The organism is Haloarcula laminariae (genome assembly GCF_025457605.1).
Taxonomy (GTDB): Archaea; Halobacteriota; Halobacteria; order Halobacteriales; family Haloarculaceae; genus Haloarcula; species Haloarcula laminariae.
On the sequence record NZ_JAMZFY010000003.1, the window covers coordinates 41325 to 57305 of the forward strand.

At 58.0% G+C, this 15981-nt stretch carries 15 protein-coding genes and 1 tRNA gene; 10 read left to right on the forward strand and 6 right to left on the reverse strand.

The window, feature by feature from the left end; all coding sequences use genetic code 11:
- The first annotated feature begins 97 nt into the window (after positions 1-97).
- Positions 98-823, forward strand: a complete 726-nt coding sequence (locus tag NJQ98_RS17595) for a CPBP family intramembrane glutamic endopeptidase (RefSeq protein WP_142980619.1) — start codon at positions 98-100, stop codon at positions 821-823.
- 167 nt (positions 824-990) lie between these two features.
- Entirely contained in the window at positions 991-2145 is a 1155-nt protein-coding gene (locus tag NJQ98_RS17600; protein ID WP_142980618.1) for a multicopper oxidase domain-containing protein, read from the forward strand.
- A gap of 205 nt (positions 2146-2350) precedes the next feature.
- Here NJQ98_RS17600 and NJQ98_RS17605 read toward each other — a convergent pair whose 3' ends face one another.
- From NJQ98_RS17605 to NJQ98_RS17615, 3 genes are all read right to left on the reverse strand, one after another.
- The gene (locus tag NJQ98_RS17605; RefSeq protein ID WP_092635601.1) at positions 2351-2536 is read right to left on the reverse strand and encodes a DUF7333 family protein; all 186 of its coding nucleotides are present in this window, start codon (positions 2534-2536) and stop codon (positions 2351-2353) included.
- A 140-nt stretch (positions 2537-2676) separates the two neighbouring features.
- Entirely contained in the window at positions 2677-3429 is a 753-nt protein-coding gene (locus NJQ98_RS17610; RefSeq protein WP_142980617.1) for a DUF7260 family protein, read from the reverse strand.
- 103 nt (positions 3430-3532) lie between these two features.
- The gene (locus tag NJQ98_RS17615; protein ID WP_142980616.1) at positions 3533-4096 is read right to left on the reverse strand and encodes a plastocyanin/azurin family copper-binding protein; all 564 of its coding nucleotides are present in this window, start codon (positions 4094-4096) and stop codon (positions 3533-3535) included.
- A gap of 187 nt (positions 4097-4283) precedes the next feature.
- Here NJQ98_RS17615 and NJQ98_RS17620 point away from each other — a divergent pair, with 187 nt between their 5' ends.
- From NJQ98_RS17620 to NJQ98_RS17645, 6 genes are all read left to right on the forward strand, one after another.
- Positions 4284-5708, forward strand: a complete 1425-nt coding sequence (locus NJQ98_RS17620; RefSeq protein WP_142980615.1) for a cytochrome ubiquinol oxidase subunit I — start codon at positions 4284-4286, stop codon at positions 5706-5708.
- Entirely contained in the window at positions 5701-6705 is a 1005-nt protein-coding gene (gene cydB / locus NJQ98_RS17625) for a cytochrome d ubiquinol oxidase subunit II (RefSeq protein ID WP_262181092.1), read from the forward strand. The genes NJQ98_RS17620 and cydB overlap by 8 nt, the downstream gene beginning before the upstream one ends.
- Positions 6706-7098: 393 nt before the next feature.
- Positions 7099-7173 (forward strand) — tRNA-Glu (locus NJQ98_RS17630).
- A gap of 40 nt (positions 7174-7213) precedes the next feature.
- On the forward strand, positions 7214-7633 hold the full coding sequence (locus NJQ98_RS17635) for a DUF8215 family protein (RefSeq protein ID WP_142980612.1): 420 nt from the start codon (positions 7214-7216) through the stop codon (positions 7631-7633).
- Positions 7634-7939: 306 nt separating this feature from the next.
- Positions 7940-8971: a hypothetical protein gene (locus NJQ98_RS17640; RefSeq protein WP_262181096.1), complete on the forward strand. Its 1032-nt coding sequence runs from the start codon at positions 7940-7942 to the stop codon at positions 8969-8971.
- A gap of 46 nt (positions 8972-9017) precedes the next feature.
- Entirely contained in the window at positions 9018-9200 is a 183-nt protein-coding gene (locus NJQ98_RS17645) for a hypothetical protein (protein ID WP_185903333.1), read from the forward strand.
- A 63-nt stretch (positions 9201-9263) separates the two neighbouring features.
- On the opposite strand, the gene NJQ98_RS17650 is transcribed toward NJQ98_RS17645, so the two are convergent.
- A complete protein-coding gene (locus NJQ98_RS17650) occupies positions 9264-11639 on the reverse strand; it encodes a heavy metal translocating P-type ATPase (protein ID WP_262181100.1) in 2376 nt (791 codons plus the stop codon).
- 362 nt (positions 11640-12001) lie between these two features.
- On the opposite strand from NJQ98_RS17650, the gene NJQ98_RS17655 reads away from it, so the two are divergent.
- Together NJQ98_RS17655 and NJQ98_RS17660 are read left to right on the forward strand one after the other, a co-directional pair.
- Positions 12002-12298, forward strand: coding sequence for a PadR family transcriptional regulator (locus NJQ98_RS17655; protein WP_262181103.1), 297 nt, complete (start codon positions 12002-12004; stop codon positions 12296-12298).
- 53 nt (positions 12299-12351) lie between these two features.
- Positions 12352-13239, forward strand: coding sequence for a DUF8172 family protein (locus NJQ98_RS17660; RefSeq protein ID WP_262181104.1), 888 nt, complete (start codon positions 12352-12354; stop codon positions 13237-13239).
- Positions 13240-13518: 279 nt separating this feature from the next.
- Here NJQ98_RS17660 and NJQ98_RS17665 read toward each other — a convergent pair whose 3' ends face one another.
- Positions 13519-15534, reverse strand: coding sequence for a heavy metal translocating P-type ATPase (locus NJQ98_RS17665; RefSeq protein WP_262181303.1), 2016 nt, complete (start codon positions 15532-15534; stop codon positions 13519-13521).
- Positions 15535-15695: 161 nt separating this feature from the next.
- A complete protein-coding gene (locus tag NJQ98_RS17670) occupies positions 15696-15950 on the reverse strand; it encodes a hypothetical protein (RefSeq protein WP_262181106.1) in 255 nt (84 codons plus the stop codon).
- Between the last annotated feature and the right edge of the window lie 31 nt (positions 15951-15981).

Consider the following 15981-nt stretch of genomic DNA (forward strand, 5'->3'; position numbering starts at 1 on the left):
ATAAAATTACTACCGCGGGAAGTCCTGTAATGGATAGTGCCGGAGTCGACCTATTACAGCCAGCTTGTAGGGTGGAGCCCTACGCACACATCTGAGTATGTCGTCGATATCTCGTTTCCGGTCTGTCGCCTCGGCGATTGGTCTCACGTATGGATCATACGTCGCGGGGGCTATCGTAATCCTTGCCGTCGCGACGGTCGTCGGAGTGTTCGGAGTCGACCTCGCGTCACGTCCAGCCCTCAGGTTGGTCTTGAGTACGTTCTTCCTCCAAGGAGTGACGTTTGGGGGCATCGCCATCCTCTATCTCAAAGGCCGTGATCTCGGATTTGGATTCGTTCCAGTTCGTCTGCCTGACAAGCGTGAGGGGGCGGTGATTATCGGAGGGAGTATAGCGATCCTTGGGTTGCTCTTTGTGGCGTCCTCAGTAATCACGGCCCTGGGTCTGAACTCGGCTCAGAATCAGATCGTCAAGGTCGGGCGACAAAATCCGAGTGTCTTCCTTCTTCTGATCCCGCTCCAATTTCTGTTGGTCGGCCCGGGAGAAGAGCTGTTGTTCCGGGGCCTCGTCCAGGGCACCCTCCGTGAAAGTCTCCATCCGGCTCGTGCAATCATCCTCGCAAGCGCTCTGTTCGCATCGATCCATCTCTTCTCGTTGTCAGGGGAAGGCAAACTGGTGTACATCGGTATCGCATTCGTCCTGGCCTTGGTACTGGGAGCAGCGTACGAGTACACGGACAACCTCACAGTTCCGGCTGTGATTCACGGGACGTATAACGCGGTGCAGTTCGCAGGGGCCTATCTGACGGCGACAGGCGGACTCTAAAAGTCTGATCGCTTTCAACCTCAGTTTCGGACTCCTAACGGCGAACAAGTATAGGCGAAAGGCCGCGATCTTCATTCGCCTTTTGCCGAACATATCCACGCGCTGTCCCGTGAATTGGGACGCCGCAGTCGCCCTATGTTTAGGCCAACCAAAATACCGAGTGTATCATGACTACACGTTTCGGCGCACCCGGAACCGGACTGTCCCGGCGTGAGTTTCTCGCGGCAACTGGCGCGACTGGTCTCGCTTCGTTATCAGGCTGTTCTGCGGGCGGAACCAACGAGCCAGCAGCAACGAGCGACAAGCCCACGCAGGCACAAACTGACTCGCCTAATCTCCCATACACCAGCCCTCCAACAGTCGTCAACGTCGACGAGCAGGGCGGCGAAGTGACGGTGCGGACTCAGCAGGCCCGCCACGCCGTCCACCCGCTCGATACAATGGGTGGGCCCGTCGAATTCCCACGCGTCTGGGCGTTCCAGGCCGACGACAACGACCCCAGCGTCCCCGGCCCAATTCTTAGAACGACCGAGGGTAACGCGATGGAGGTGACACTCGACAATACCGATGGCCGACGTCCCCACACGATTCACTTCCACGGGGTTCGCAAGACGTGGAAGAACGACGGTGTTCCGACGACGACCGGCATTCAGGTCCCGCCAGGGGAGACACACACCTACGAAATACCCGCTAACGTCCCTGGGACGCATTTCTACCATTGTCACTTCCAGACCCACCGACATATCGACATGGGCATGTACGGGGTCTACCGAGTCGATCCCGAAGGCTACGAACCGGCGGACCGCGAGTACTTTATGACGATCAAGGACTGGGATTCGCGGGTTCCACGGAAGTGGGCCGGTGAGGCGGACTTCACCTACAATTCGGCAAGTCGAAATCCAGACGTGTTTACCGTCAATGGGAAGAGCGCGCCCCGGACGCTGCACCCCGAAGAAGGGTCCCCGATCATCGTCGACGAGGGCGATTCAGTTCGTATCCACCTCGTCAACGGCGGGTACATGTCGCACCCGATGCACATCCATAACCACCGCTTCCAGCGCGTCGAAAAGGACGGCGGGACGATTCCGGAGGCTGCCCGACACGACATGGACGTCACGAACGTTGCCCCTGCTGAACGACACACGATCGAATTTACTGCCGATGCAGACCCCGGCATCTACCTGATGCACTGTCACAAAGTCAACCACGTGATGAACGGCACATTCTATCCCGGCGGGATGCTTACTGGAGTGGTCTATCGGTCCGTCATGGATACGGACATCTTCAACCAGCTTATGGAGTACGCCGGCTACTCCACGTAGAGACGCTCTATACGACGACCCGGACTGGATCTAACTGAACGATAGTGGTTAACCGCCCCTGGTGGACTACCGTTGGTTCGACACCGCCCCGTTGAAACAGCCGTCGCCAGGACTGCGAATCGGTCATCGAAATGAATCGGAATCAACACAGCTGGAGGCTAGCATGGATCGCAATCTGGCGGATTTCGGCTACTGGGTCGGCCTGTTACGGACTGGCGCGGAACTCGCCGTGTTTCATCCCGAAGAAGAACGCGATGACTGAGAAGACGATCATCGAGGGCAGAACCATCATGAAGACTGTCGAGGAGGTCATCACGGTCGTGAGCGCGATCGCCGCGACGGCGACAATTACGACAAGGGGAGCCACCGAGCGCACAAAGTCGAATTCCATATGTACTGTTGTGACCGGATAGACAAAACCGTTAACAAAGTGAACCACCTCGGGGTCAAGCCCCGAGGCACTCGCCTTGCTTTCTCTGTAGATTTGCTGGAAACCGACACTGACGACTGAGTAGGAAGTGAAAGAAGGAACTACTCATATTGGGAAATGATTTCCAAGATATCGACAAACGTCGCCAATACCGGATAATCAACCTCCAGACCCTCATAGAGATACGAACAGAGATCAGTGTGGGTATCCACGTCTGCCGATCGATCGATTCGATGAGTGTGGATTTCCTCCTGCCGTTGCTGGATCCAACTCTTACATTCACTATTCAACGTGTGAAGCGTGTCGTATCGGTCGGTCAGTTCAGTATCTGAGCCCCTCTGTAATTCCGTAGAATCAAGTTCTGCTATCGCCTCTCGAATCTCCTGAACTGTAGATTGCGCATCTTTGAGCGTAGTGAATTCATCCTGGAGGCTCTCCAGAAAGACCTGGCGGTTGTCAATACACTGCTGTGCGGCCTCGAGGAGTCGTTGTTTGATGACTGGTGAGAACGTAGTCGCTTCCGAGATTAGAACCAACACATCGACCCCGAACTCGGCACTGAGGCTCGCCTCGAACGAATCACCGTACACGTCGCCGTAGTGGTCGACTGCCATTACAGTATCATGATACCACGGCTCGATGGCATCACGGATCGACTTCTCTTCGGATATAAAGTTCTGATTCACTCCAACAACGGACCGTTCGAACCGAGGAGTCTGTGTGTCGACTGTCTGAATACGCTGGCGAAACCGTTGGAAGGCTCGACATTCACGTTCGACCTCACGTCGTTCTCGCCGAACACTATCGAGGGCAGCATCCGTGTATGTCGGCCACGAGCCTTGTGCGAGCGTCATCGACAGCGTATGTCTCCATACTGGAAGTCCGAAGCAGAGTCAATGTCGGCCATATGGTGTACAAGCGATTCCAGAGCGCACAGCTCGCAGTATACGCGGCCGCCTACCCGGAGAACGAGCTGTATGAGACGCTGCCCTGATCGACGATGGTCTGGCTTTCGGGAACGTCTCCGTCCGGCGGCATACTCCCCTCCGCGGGACCGCCGGGTTCGCCAACGACAATCCGACCAACCATCCCCAGGGACTTGTGCGGGATACAGAAATAATCGTACGTCCCCGTGGTCTCGAACGTATGCTCGAACGTTGCCCCCTGTTCACTCAGGATTTCGCTATTGAACGTTTCTGCTCCCTCGGGAATCCGTGTCACCTCTGCTGAACTCGTTCCTTGTTTGTAGGCAGTTGCCGAGTGACTCCCACTCTGGATTTCGAACGTGACTGTCTCCCCGGATTCGATGAACAGACCGATGGGATCGAAATAATACTCGCTCCCTTCGGTAACCATCATAACGGTATTCGAGTCTCCTGACCCACCAGTTGTCTCCTGCGTTTCAGTCGTGGTTGGCTCACCGCCACTATCTCCGTTCCCCGAACTACTGCATCCGGCGAGACCAGTTACGCCACCTGTTGCGAGAAGTCCGGCTGTCTTGAGGACCTGTCGACGCTCCATACCCACTTATCAAACTCCCCAATATAAGGGTCGAAGGCGGATTCCCAATACATAGGACACCGCCTTCGTTTGACGTACCGAAGTCGCAAAGTCGGAGTGATGGCATTCCGCTTGGCATGGCCCCATTCTTCATTCGATCTCTGGGCCACCGTTCAGACCAATAGCTACCTCTGTCGAGGTGAGCCCGATGGTTGATCCCGTTCTTGCGAGCCGACTCCAGTTTGCGCTCACCACGATCGTTCACATCATCTTCCCAGTGATGAGTATGGGACTTGCACCGTTTCTCATCTATTTTACATGGAAAGAGATTCGTACAGAACAGCCAGTGTACGAACAGTTACGTCGGTTCTGGACGCGCATCTTTGCGGTCAGCTTCGTCGTTGGCACAGTGACCGGACTCGTCCTCGAGTTCGAATTCGGAACGAACTTCGCCGCGTTCTCGACTACCGCCGGGGAGCTGTTTGGCGGCCCGCTCGCGCTCGAAGGGATGATGGCGTTCATGCTGGAGGCGACGTTCCTCGGCATCTTCGTCTTCGGCCGTGACCGCGTCTCGGACCGCCTCTACTTCCTCTCGAGTATCGCGGTCGGGCTCGGGACGTGGCTCTCGGCCGTGTGGATCCTTATCGCGAACTCCTGGATGCAGACGCCTCGGGGCTTCGAGATCGTCGTCGAGAACGGCCAGCGAGTCGTAAAACTCACCGATCCGCTCGCGGCCTACCTCAACCCGAGATTCCCCTATATGTTCGTCCACATGCAGAACGCCGCAGTCGAGTCGGTGGCGCTCTTCATGGCCGGCGTCGCGGCCTACTACGTGTTCCGGCACCACGTCTGGGGCTACCCAATTGAACACATCAATGTCTGGGAGAAGACGCTCAAAATCGCGCTCGTTGTTCTCCTCATCACGGCTCCACTACAGGTAATTCAGGGCGATGAGTATGCCCGCCACGTCTCTGAAACCCAACCCCAGAAATTCGCCGCGATGGAAGCCGTCTGGGAAACAGACTCCTACGTCCCCGAGTATATTGTCGCGTTCCCCACGGACGTCAACGACCTGCTGAACCCACGCACGAAAGAGCTATTTGGCATCGGCATCCCGGGGGGAGCATCCTGGCTCGCGAGTGGCGGAAACCCACAGGCGACAATACGTGGCCTCGAATCCTTCTCGACGAAAGCCCCACCAGTGGCGATCGTCTTCTGGGCGTTCCGAATCATGGTTGCGCTCGGCTTCTGGTTCATCCTGTTGGCCGTCTGGGGTGCCTATCGATGGTGGCGTGGGGAACTCTTCGAGGACGACCTATTACACAAGGCTTTGATGGCCTCATCTCTCTTAGGGTTCCTCGCCGTGGAAGTCGGCTGGATCGTTACCGAGGTCGGGCGACAACCATGGGTCATTCAAGGAGTGATGAAAACAAGTGCTGGCGTTTCCTCCGATTTAACAGGTGCAGAAGCAACGTTCACGCTCATCGGCTTCGCCACCGGGTACGCCCTGTTGTTGAGCCTCTACACGTACGTCGTCAGTCGCATCATCAGAGAAGGGCCACCATCCTACAATGAACTCAGACTGAGTGACCGCGCCCCTCCATCGAAAACGGAGGTGACATCTAGTGACTAGCGTCGGATCGCTGGCCACGAAGCCGCTATTCGGATTACCACTCGCCGAGCTCTGGTTCGCGCTGCTGTTCTTCATATTCGGGATGTTTCTCTTTCTCGACGGGTTCGACTTCGGCGTGGGCGTCCTGTTTGCGACCCGTGACGACGACCACGAGAAAGAACAGCTGTTGGCGGCTGTTGGGCCGTTCTGGGACGGGAACGAGGTCTGGCTCGTCGTCTTTGGTGGAGCACTATTCGCGGCGTTTCCGTCCGTCTACGCGAACCTCTTCAGCCGGTACTATCTGTTGATGTTCGCGATTCTCGCCGCACTCGGGCTCCGAGGGCTCGCTCCCGAGATGTACGAGGAGCGCGAAAATGACCGTTGGCGGACACTCTGGGGCTACTCGTTCGTCATCGGGAGTACCGTGACGCCGTTTCTGCTAGGGCTGTTCGTGATGAACTGGCTGCTCGGGGCGACCAGCCTGATCACCCCAGTGGGGGTCCTCGGTGGTCTCACAGTCCTCACCCTCACGATCGTCGACGGGGCGGCATTCCTCGGGCTGAAAACCCGCGGCGCGCTGCGAGGCGAAATGCGGACCTACGGTATTCGAGCCGCCGTGGGTTATCTTGGTGGAGCAATCATCACTCTCGGAGCGATATACGTGACCGAACCAGGGCTGCGCTCCTCTTTCCGATCCCCCACCGTCGTTGCACTTATAATTCTCACTGCAACTCTGACGGGAATCTACGTCGTCGCGCTCCGCAAACGTCGGTACTACGCCGCGTTCGCGGCGACAGTCGCGCTCGTCTTCGGATTCGTAGGGCTCGTTGCGACCCTACTGTTCCCCGTCGTCGATCGAACGGCTGGACTCACCATCCGAGATGCGATCATCTCGACGCTTCCGCTCAATCTCATGTCGATCATGGCGAGCGTGCTGCTGCCGATTGTGCTCATATACTTTATCGTGCTCTATTCAGCGTTCAGTGGTCCCGTCGATACTGAGGGAACGTACGGATGAGACGCATAATCAGGCAACAGCGTGTCGTTGAATTGTGAGGATAGAATCCAATGAGAAATCAACATCAGTTCGTGAAGATGGTGACCTGAGACGATGGTATCAATACAATCCAGTTCGGAACCCCGATTGCTGTCTCGTATCGTAGTGACGTGGGTTGAGCTTACGGTTGTCGGGTTCGGAGGAGGTGCGATTGGCACATCGATTGGTGGCCCGCCAGGATTGATTATTTATTTTGTCACAACACTCGTCTCGGTTGGAATTCTCTTCTACAACGTGAATGAGCTCATCAAACAATGGGTGATCGATACTACAGATTCCACGTAGGCGCCTGAGTATATCGAACCGTTTGATGAAGTGGTCAGGCTTAACAGGAGTGACCAGCGAGTTCAAGATGCTCCGTTGGTGTAGCTCGGCCAATCATCTCGGCATCTCTCGTCGAGGACCGGGGTTCAAATCCTCGACGGAGCATCCCTGATCCGTTCCACTGCTCTACTCATAACTATCACAGATGGCCACCGCACAACAAGAGACCGAAGAACACATTTTGACCCGCTATCTCTCTGTAGAAATCGGTACACTCACTAGCCCGTGTCTGTTTGTTCTTGCCGCCGCCACGGTCGTATATAGCTGGCCACCGGCTGTACTCGGATGGTTTGTATCCGGCTTACTCGGACTTCTTGTCGCAGTAGCTTCCGGCCGGACGTCAGCGGTCAAGCTCAGTCTCATCAAGTGGCCCCGACCTGAGTCGAAAGGCGATTTAGCGGTGAATGCGATTGCATACAACGGCGTTTTGATTATTGGAACCGTACTTGGACAGATTGTGTGGACGGCATCGAATAGTCTCCCACTCGCTGCAGGGGTTGGGGCCGTTCTTCCGGTCTGGTTCCTCAAGCACATACAGTTCCTCGTGTTTCTGGACGGCGAGTGAATTCACCGTGTTGGTCATACTTTCGGAGGAGGGTATTTCCACACCCTGAGGATACAAGACAGGCAAATCCGGGATTCAGAGGAGAAATCAGTCAGGTAGAAGTGGCTCCCTATCCAAGGTCGAATAATGTCACCGGAAGAGCGCCAACAACGGGGGGAATCCTCCCGTGGACAGGCCTCTCGAATTGGGTCTGTTCGGCCACTCTCTGTACTTCTCGCCGCGATTGGTACGCTCACTCAGGTTCCAGTCGCGTCCGCCCACGGTACAACCGGAAGCGGTGGACTCTCCCAAGAACACGGACTCATCTTGGCACTGGTCGGTGCCCTCATCCTCGGAGGGTTCGTCCTCCTCAAACGGTTCGATCGAGTCACGGCGACAACCGCTCTGTACGGCGTGTTCGCCGGTATCGCTATCACTGCGCTTGGAGCCGTACTCTTCGAAGGACTCTCGCCAGATCCCACATATACCGCGAGCTCGATGCCGTTTCCCCGGTCGTGGTATCAACCACTTGCCCTACTGAGTGGCTTGGGCATCATGGTCGCGAGCTTCGTCGTTGGGTGGCTCCGCTGGCCATCCCGGCCACGGTACACGTTCCTTGGTATCCTCATGGGACTGTGGATCTCGTACCCTTACCTGCTTCATGGACTGGCAAGCGATACCCATCCACTCGGGTACGCCATCGTCCTCGGCACGCCACTCCTGGTCGGGTATGTCGTCTGGAAGGACGCAGGGAGTGTCATTCGCGCAGTTATGCGTGATCCGGTTGCGCGTCGCTTCGGCATCGGCGTCGGCATCGTGTTAGCGCTCTTTTTCGTTACCGTGACGGGCTACCTCTCGTTTTTCCCCGAGGAGGGCTTCCCCGAGGAGGTGACGGTCGTCGTGCTGCCCGCGATCTATCAGCTGGTGTCGTGGCCCACGCTCGAAATCGCGATTCCGCACCTCCCGTACGTACATATCCCGTTCTTCCTGGCCGTGTCCCCCGGCCAGGTCATCATCGTCGGGCTGCTGAGCGCACTCATCGGGCTGAACGCCGCTCTCATCGCCCGGCACTGGCGTGTTGAGGAACGGGCTGGTATGACCGAAGGAACCGCGGGAAGTGCTGCAATCGTCGGGACGTGTACCTGTGGGTGCTGTGGGCCACTCGTCGCGAAGATCGCGGTGCTTGCTGCCGGGCCATCGATTGCCGCCCCTCTCTACTGGGTGTTCGTCGATTCCGCTTCGCCGCTCAGTGCGGTATTCATTGTCGGGAGCTTCATCCTCTTCACCGGGAGTCTACTCTACTCGGTCCAAGCAGCCCGACAGCCCGATCAATCGGCCGCCATCATCCCAGCCGACTGAAATGAGAGATCTACCGTGAGAACACGGTTGACGGATGTCTCAAGATATGGAGAGCAAACATCGACGCTACGGATTGTTTGGACTGGCAGCGGTACTGATCGTTGTCGGTACCCTTGCGACCGGCTTCCTGCCGTCGACGCCGTTCTACCAGATTCTCTCTGGAGGCATCATCGTAGCAGGCTTTGTAGTCGGGTACGCGGGCCTCGGTGCCTTCGAGTTCCTCGAATGAAGCAATAGGGGCCGTCTTCATCCGGTTACAGTAGGTATCTGCCGCTTCGTAGGATTTGATCCGCTACTCGTGAAGCAGGTCTCGAAACGAGTTCGCCGCGAGGAGACCGCCGGTCGCCACGACCGCACCCATCGCGAACACCGGATTCAGCAACCCCGTCGCTGCGAGGGGCATCGTGACCAGATTATAGAGCAGCGCTGGCCCGTTGTTCTGTGTGACACGCCGACGAGCTGCATCTGCGAGATCGAACGTCGTCTCCACCGCCGCGAGGTCGTCATCGACGATAGAAATATCCGCGGCATCGGATGCGAGTGCCGTCCCCCCACCGAGCGAGATTCCCAGGTCTGCGGTCGCTAGGGCCGGCGCATCGTTCGTTCCATCACCGACCATCGTAACCTGTCCCCGGGACTGCAACCGCCGAATCGTCGCGGTCTTGCCTGCGGGTGGGACCCCCGCGAACACGTGATCGACGGCAGGGTGGCTGTCGAGAAAGTCAGTGGCGGCCTCGTCATCGCCGGTCAGAACGACGATCTCGATATCACGATCACTCAGTTGCGTGAGTGTGTCATCCCAACTCGGGCGTGGTTCGTCTCCCACGACGATGACGCCCTCTGCATGACCGTCACGGCCGACGACGACCGGTAGCTGACCGGCCGTTCGTGCCCCTGTGGCCCGCGTCGCGATCTGCTCGCTCACCGACCACCCCAGGTCCGCGAAGAGATCGAGATTCCCGACGAGAACGCGCGTGTCCGCGACGACTCCTTCGACGCCGGTCGCGTGGCTCGTGAATTCAGTGATGTCCGCTGCGTGCTCGTGGTCACTTCCATCGGTAACACCCCCATCGGCCCTCGGTCGGTCGTCGTCCTGGCTCCCCTGTACGAACGTATTCACGATCGCGGCGGCCGCCGGGTGGGATGCTCGCTGTTCGAGGGCCGCGACGATTTCAAGGAGATCCGACGGTGCATCCGCCTCGAGGACATCCATCTGGCCGGTTGTGATAGTCCCCGTTTTGTCGAAGACGACGACGTCGACGTTCCGAAGGCGCTCGAAGACGGTCTCGTCGAAGATGACGATTCCCCGCTCTACCGCTTGTTCGATACTGGTTGCCACCGAGAGCGGGGTTGCCAGGCCAAGTGCCCACAGACACCCAACCAGGAGAACTCCCAGCGCCGTCAGGACGGCGACGGGAATGCCAGTCCCCACCAGAAGCGACCCCAATCCAGTGAGTACCGCCCCACCGACGACGACCGGGATGATGACCGACGCGAGCCGGTCGGCCTGCCGCTGGACGCCGTGCTCCCCGCTCTGGAGATTCCAGACCGAGGTGATGAGGCGATCGATACTACTGGTTGTCCCATCGCTCACTGTGAGAACAGCAGCACCATTTGTGACGACCGCCCCGCCGACGACGTCGTCGCCCGCTCGCTTCGATACCGGGAGCGACTCGCCCGTCACGATCGCTTCATCGACCGTGCACTCACCCTCAGCGAGAACTCCATCGACCGGGATTCGTTCGCCCTCGCAGACGAGGACACGCTCCCCAGGTTCCAGATCGTGTACGTCGACCATCGTTGTCATCCCATCGGCGCCATACCGCCTGGCCTCGGTGACGTGAGAGATAGTGAGATTCGTCAGGCGATCCATCGCTCGCTGTTTGCTCAGGGATTCGTAGAAGATAGCAGCCACCACACTCGCGGCAACCAGAATCGTGAGGTCGTAGAAAACATCGATCCGACCGAGGAGAAAGGCAATCGTACTGTACACGTAGGCACTCACGATGGTAAGTGCGACGAGCAGGTCTGTGTTCGGCTGTCGCATCTTCAGACTAACATACGCACCTTGTAACAGTGGGAGGCCAGTGAATAACAGAACCACCCCTGTCAAAACGAGGAAGAGTGGCAGGATCAACAGGCCATCTCCACCGCCGAGTCCGGACGCACTCGCGTACATATCGAGCGTCCCATCGCCAAAGAATGACGAGAGCTGCGCCGGATAGAGGAGAACCGCATACGGGAGGACCATGAACGTCCCAAAAATGACGCCAACAGCGTAACGGAATCCCAGCACCTCATCAATCCCTCGTTCATTCGGCTCGTCAGATCGCCGTGACTGTCCGATTACAGTCGGTGAGCCATTATTCCCTCCAGCACGAAGGGTTGCCGAATAACCGAGCGTACTCAGGGCATCACAGAGAGTCTCCTTTGAGACGCGATCAGGATCGTATGTGATACGAACCGTCTCGGTCACGTAGCTTGCTGCCGCATCGACGACGCCTTCGCAATCCTTGGCGACCGATTCGAGAAATCCCTCACACGTCGCACAGTGCATCCCGTCGACTTGGAGGAAGACACGGTCCTCAGCTCCTGATCGATGCATGGCTGCCTCGCGCTCGTCCGTTCCAGACTCAGGCTTGCGCATGATATCGTCCGTCGGAGCCATCCGACTGTGATCTCCATCGCTACCGAGCACTCGATGGACGTTTCGACATCCATCACAGCAGAAGACGATGTCGTCTTCAGCTACGTCTCGATCATCGGGGACAGTCCCCCCACAAAGCGCGCATGTGGAAGATAGCGATTGAGATGGAGACACAATTGATTACCACCATCTGATAGTCGGCCGATCACAGCCACGGAACCTCAACGGCGACCTCAGCCGAAGGGACATTACCGGTGATACAGATGCCTCGATATTAAACGCTGTTCGGTGACGAGTATACTAGTAGATACCCTTGGTCCGAATCTTCGCCTTTGAGTACCAGAGAGAACATATGCCACCCCTCAAAAATAGGGAACACACGGATGCACGAGCTAACTGGGTTCCAGCGGGACATCTTGTACGTGATCGCCGGGCTCGAGGAACCACACGGGCTCGCAGTAAAGGCCGAACTTGACGACTACTACGAACAAGAGATCAACCACGGCCGCCTCTATCCGAATCTCGACGACCTCGTCGGCAAAGGCCTCCTGGAGAAAGGTGAACTCGACAAACGGACGAACATGTACACGGTCACACAACGCGGAGTGCGGGAGATCGAGGCGCGACGTGAGTGGGAAAGCCAGTATTTAGAGGACGTGAACGTTCCCACCCAGTCGTAGAATCAACAAACAAGCGGGACTGCTTTATCGACTTCCGACGAATACACAGTAAGATGGCTCGGCTCGTCTTCTATCATCACCCACAGGCCGAGAATTTTTCACTCAAATACAGCTCGGCATCGGTAGCAGAAATCCGGTCTCAGCGAAAGCAATCCGATGAGTCGACGAAACTCATCGGATATCCCTTCGAGACACCGGTCTATGTGCTCTACGAAGGCGATTCAGAGATTGAATCAGCCCAAGATATTGACTTCGATCAGGAATGGCTGACCGACCGTATTCGTGACCTCCCTCGTCCTGGGCAAGTTGTCGCCTTCCGATTAGTGGAATTGCTCGAAGCTGCTGTCGATGTTCGAGATGAGGATGAGTTTCGGCTTTACAAGGAGTTCGAACCACGAAAGATCCAGCAGGCACTTGATCACGTATCCTGGGGAGCCCCACTCCCGAACGTCGCTGGAGAGGTGATGTCGAATTTGATTCTCCGACATTCCCTCCCGAATGCGAATCATCGAACTGGCATCGCGATGCTTCAGTTCTGTATTGAAAGTGTGAACCCGGATTTTGCGATGCCACGAACACACGTCGATGACGATACCTGGCGAGAGTGGGTCGATCCCTACATCATTGATTCCAAGCGGCTCATCACGGTTCGCCGGAACAATCTCCGATTCAAGCAACTCGAAGACTTGGAGGTCGACCTCGTCGAACGGAAAGACGGGATCCAAATCCGATTAGCCGAGTTCGAGTTGGATATGCACTGGCGAGAAGCCCTTTCAAAGTACGCTAAGCAGCATGAGTCCCACTGTACGGACTTCGCGCAGGCAGTCCTCAAACGTGCAGAGCGGAACGATCTGCTCGACCGTCAAGGACCAACGAAACAAGAGTTCATCACGTATCTGGAGGACGGACTCGTCGAACGCGACTTCAGAGAAATGTTCTGATCAGTCGCGAAGCTCGGCGACCGACTGACCGACCTCACGGACGTGTTCACTTCGCTCGAGGTCAAGTTCCTCGGCGAGATAGTCGACCGTCTCTTCGAGGGTCATACCGGAAAGAAGTCCGTCAAGCGGTATAAACCTAGTGCTGGCGTAGCTATGTAGCCCATCAGAGGAAGCGTCTGTGTATACCGAACTACGTACCCCTCGGGAAAACGGTGGAATCGGTGACCGCATAGCGATACCCACCAAAATTACGCAGTGTCCGAAGCGATCGGGAGCGTTTCAGTCTGCAGGTTGTGCCTCCGCCGATGGTGTCCCGCCCGGAATCTCGGGAATGGACAGGTCCACGCGCCGAAGCAGCTGTGCGTTGACTGCGACGATCACCGTACTCAGCGACATCAGGAGGGCGCCCACGGCGGGAGACAGCAGAATTCCGATTGGTGCCAACACGCCTGCTGCAAGCGGAATCGCGAAGACGTTGTAGCCGGCCGCCCAGACGATGTTCTCCTGCATCTTCCGGTAGCTCGCCGTACTCAGCTTGACCAGTCGAACAACATCCATGGGGTTGTTCTGGACGAGGATGACGTCCGCCGACTGGACGGCGACGTCGGTGCCGCTCCCGATCGCGATGCCGACGTCGGCTCGTGTCAGCGCCGGCGCATCGTTCACGCCATCGCCGACCATCCCCACCAGCTTCCCCTGGTCTTGGAGCTCCTGGACTTTCTCGTCTTTGTCTTCGGGGAGAACCTGCGCGAACACCGTATCGATGCCCAATTCGTCCGCGACGGCGTCGGCGACGTCCTGGGAGTCGCCAGTCAGCATCGCCACCTCAATCCCCAGTTCGTGGAGGGCGTCGACAACGCGGAAACTCTCCTCGCGGATCACGTCGGCCATCGCGAACGCGGCGATCAACTCCCCATCACGGACGAGATACACCACCGTCTGTGCGTTCTCTCCCGCATCGTCAGCGAACCGCTGGAGGTGGCCCGGAACCTCGCTATCGAGCTGTGAGAGCAGGTTCGGCCCGCCGACGTACACCTCGCTTCCAACGACGTTCGCGCGAACCCCTCGTCCTTTGATCGCCTCGAAGTCGGTCGCATCAGGGGCGCTGAGATCGCGCTCGTCGGCGGCCTCGCGGATGGCTCGCGCGATCATGTGCTCGGAGTCGCTCTCGACGGCCGCCGCGAGCGCGAGCGCGTCGTCCTCGTCGACACCCTCGACGGTCGCCATATCCACGACGCCGTGCTCGCCTTCGGTGAGCGTCCCCGTCTTGTCGAAGATGATGGCGTCCAGCTTCCGTGCGTCCTCCATCGCGATGCGGTCGCGGACGAGCATCCCGTTCCGCGCCGCCAGGGAGGTGTTGATCGCGACCACGAGGGGAATGGCAAGTCCAAGAGCGTGTGGACAGGCGATGACGAGTACCGTGACGACGCGTTCGATGACGGTCGCATCGAACGAGACCGCGACCGTCCACGCGATTGCGGTCACGACTGCCGCCCCGAGCGCGACGTAGAACAGCCAGCCGGCCGCGCGGTCGGCCAGCACCTGGGTCTTCGACTTGCTCTGCTGGGCTTCCTCGACGAGCCGCATAATGCCCGCGAGCGTCGTCTCCTCGCCAGTTGCGCCAACACGGACGCGGAGGCTGCCGTCACCGTTGATGGTACCGCCGATGACCTCGTCGCCAGGCTCCTTCGAGACGGGCTTGGACTCACCCGTGATCATCGACTCGTTGACGTCCGAATCTCCCTCCTCGACGACGCCGTCGGCGGGAACGCTCGCGCCCGGTCGGACGAGCACGCGGTCGCCCTCGGAGAGTTCACTGACAGGAACCTCTTCGGTCTCGCCGTCATCGGTGAGTCGTTCCGCCGTGTCCGGCATCAGTTTCGCCAGCTCGTCGACGGCGCTCGAGGCGCGCCGGACTGAGCGCATCTCTATCCAGTGCCCGAGCAGCATGATGTCGATCAGCGTCACGAGTTCCCAGAAGAACGCCGACTGTGTGGGAAAGACCACGGTCGCGAGACTGTAGACGAACGCGACGGTGATCGCCATCGAGATGAGCGTCATCATCCCCGGCGAACGGTCTTTCAGCTCCGGCTTCGCCATCTGTAAGAACGGAATCCCACCGTACGCGAAGACGATCACCGCGAAGACGGGGGTAATCCACTCGCTGCCGGGAAACGTCGGGGCGGTGAAGCCCAGCCATTCCTGGAGAGTCGGGCTGTAGAGCAGGACGGGAATCGAGAGGAGCGTAGAGACGAAGAACCGACGTCGAAACATCTGTTCGTGCCCTTCGTGCATCCCACCGTGGTCCCCCTGGTGATGGTCGTGTTCACCAGAATCGGTGCTGTGATCGTGGTGCTCGTGCGTGGCAGACGAGTGGTTTGGAGGGGAATCAGCGTCCATCGTGAGACCTCACATCAGGTTCTCTCTCTACCTACTCGGGCGGGTGTGAAATACCCCTACGCCGACCGAGGGTACAGCAAGCAACCTGCGTAACAGCAATTGCCGTCGTCGGGTGACCACACACACGCATTCCCCGTTGTCAGCTCGTTCTCGTCGATATACGTTGAGAGACAGGCATAATTGCAAAAGTACTCGGGCGAGCCACAGTCGTCGGCACAGTCGCGAACACAGATAGGATCGTGATCGGAAATACGCGATCCACAGTACGTACACGTCTCGTCCACATCGGGTGTTGCGACCGTCGTAGACATACCTCTACTAGGGCGGAGAGCTACTGAAAGA

Bases quoted from the DNA above. Each gene is read 5' to 3' on its own strand.
- NJQ98_RS17595 (WP_142980619.1), top strand. From the start codon at position 98: ATGTCGTCGATATCTCGTTTCCGGTCTGTCGCCTCGGCGATTGGTCTC.
- NJQ98_RS17600 (WP_142980618.1), top strand. From the start codon at position 991: ATGACTACACGTTTCGGCGCACCCGGAACCGGACTGTCCCGGCGTGAG.
- NJQ98_RS17605 (WP_092635601.1), bottom strand. From the start codon at position 2,536: ATGGAATTCGACTTTGTGCGCTCGGTGGCTCCCCTTGTCGTAATTGTC.
- NJQ98_RS17610 (WP_142980617.1), bottom strand. From the start codon at position 3,429: ATGACGCTCGCACAAGGCTCGTGGCCGACATACACGGATGCTGCCCTC.
- NJQ98_RS17615 (WP_142980616.1), bottom strand. From the start codon at position 4,096: ATGGAGCGTCGACAGGTCCTCAAGACAGCCGGACTTCTCGCAACAGGT.
- NJQ98_RS17620 (WP_142980615.1), top strand. From the start codon at position 4,284: ATGGTTGATCCCGTTCTTGCGAGCCGACTCCAGTTTGCGCTCACCACG.
- NJQ98_RS17635 (WP_142980612.1), top strand. From the start codon at position 7,214: ATGGCCACCGCACAACAAGAGACCGAAGAACACATTTTGACCCGCTAT.
- NJQ98_RS17645 (WP_185903333.1), top strand. From the start codon at position 9,018: ATGGAGAGCAAACATCGACGCTACGGATTGTTTGGACTGGCAGCGGTA.
- NJQ98_RS17650 (WP_262181100.1), bottom strand. From the start codon at position 11,639: ATGGCTCCGACGGACGATATCATGCGCAAGCCTGAGTCTGGAACGGAC.
- NJQ98_RS17655 (WP_262181103.1), top strand. From the start codon at position 12,002: ATGCACGAGCTAACTGGGTTCCAGCGGGACATCTTGTACGTGATCGCC.
- NJQ98_RS17660 (WP_262181104.1), top strand. From the start codon at position 12,352: ATGGCTCGGCTCGTCTTCTATCATCACCCACAGGCCGAGAATTTTTCA.
- NJQ98_RS17665 (WP_262181303.1), bottom strand. From the start codon at position 15,534: ATGCACGAAGGGCACGAACAGATGTTTCGACGTCGGTTCTTCGTCTCT.
- NJQ98_RS17670 (WP_262181106.1), bottom strand. From the start codon at position 15,950: ATGTCTACGACGGTCGCAACACCCGATGTGGACGAGACGTGTACGTAC.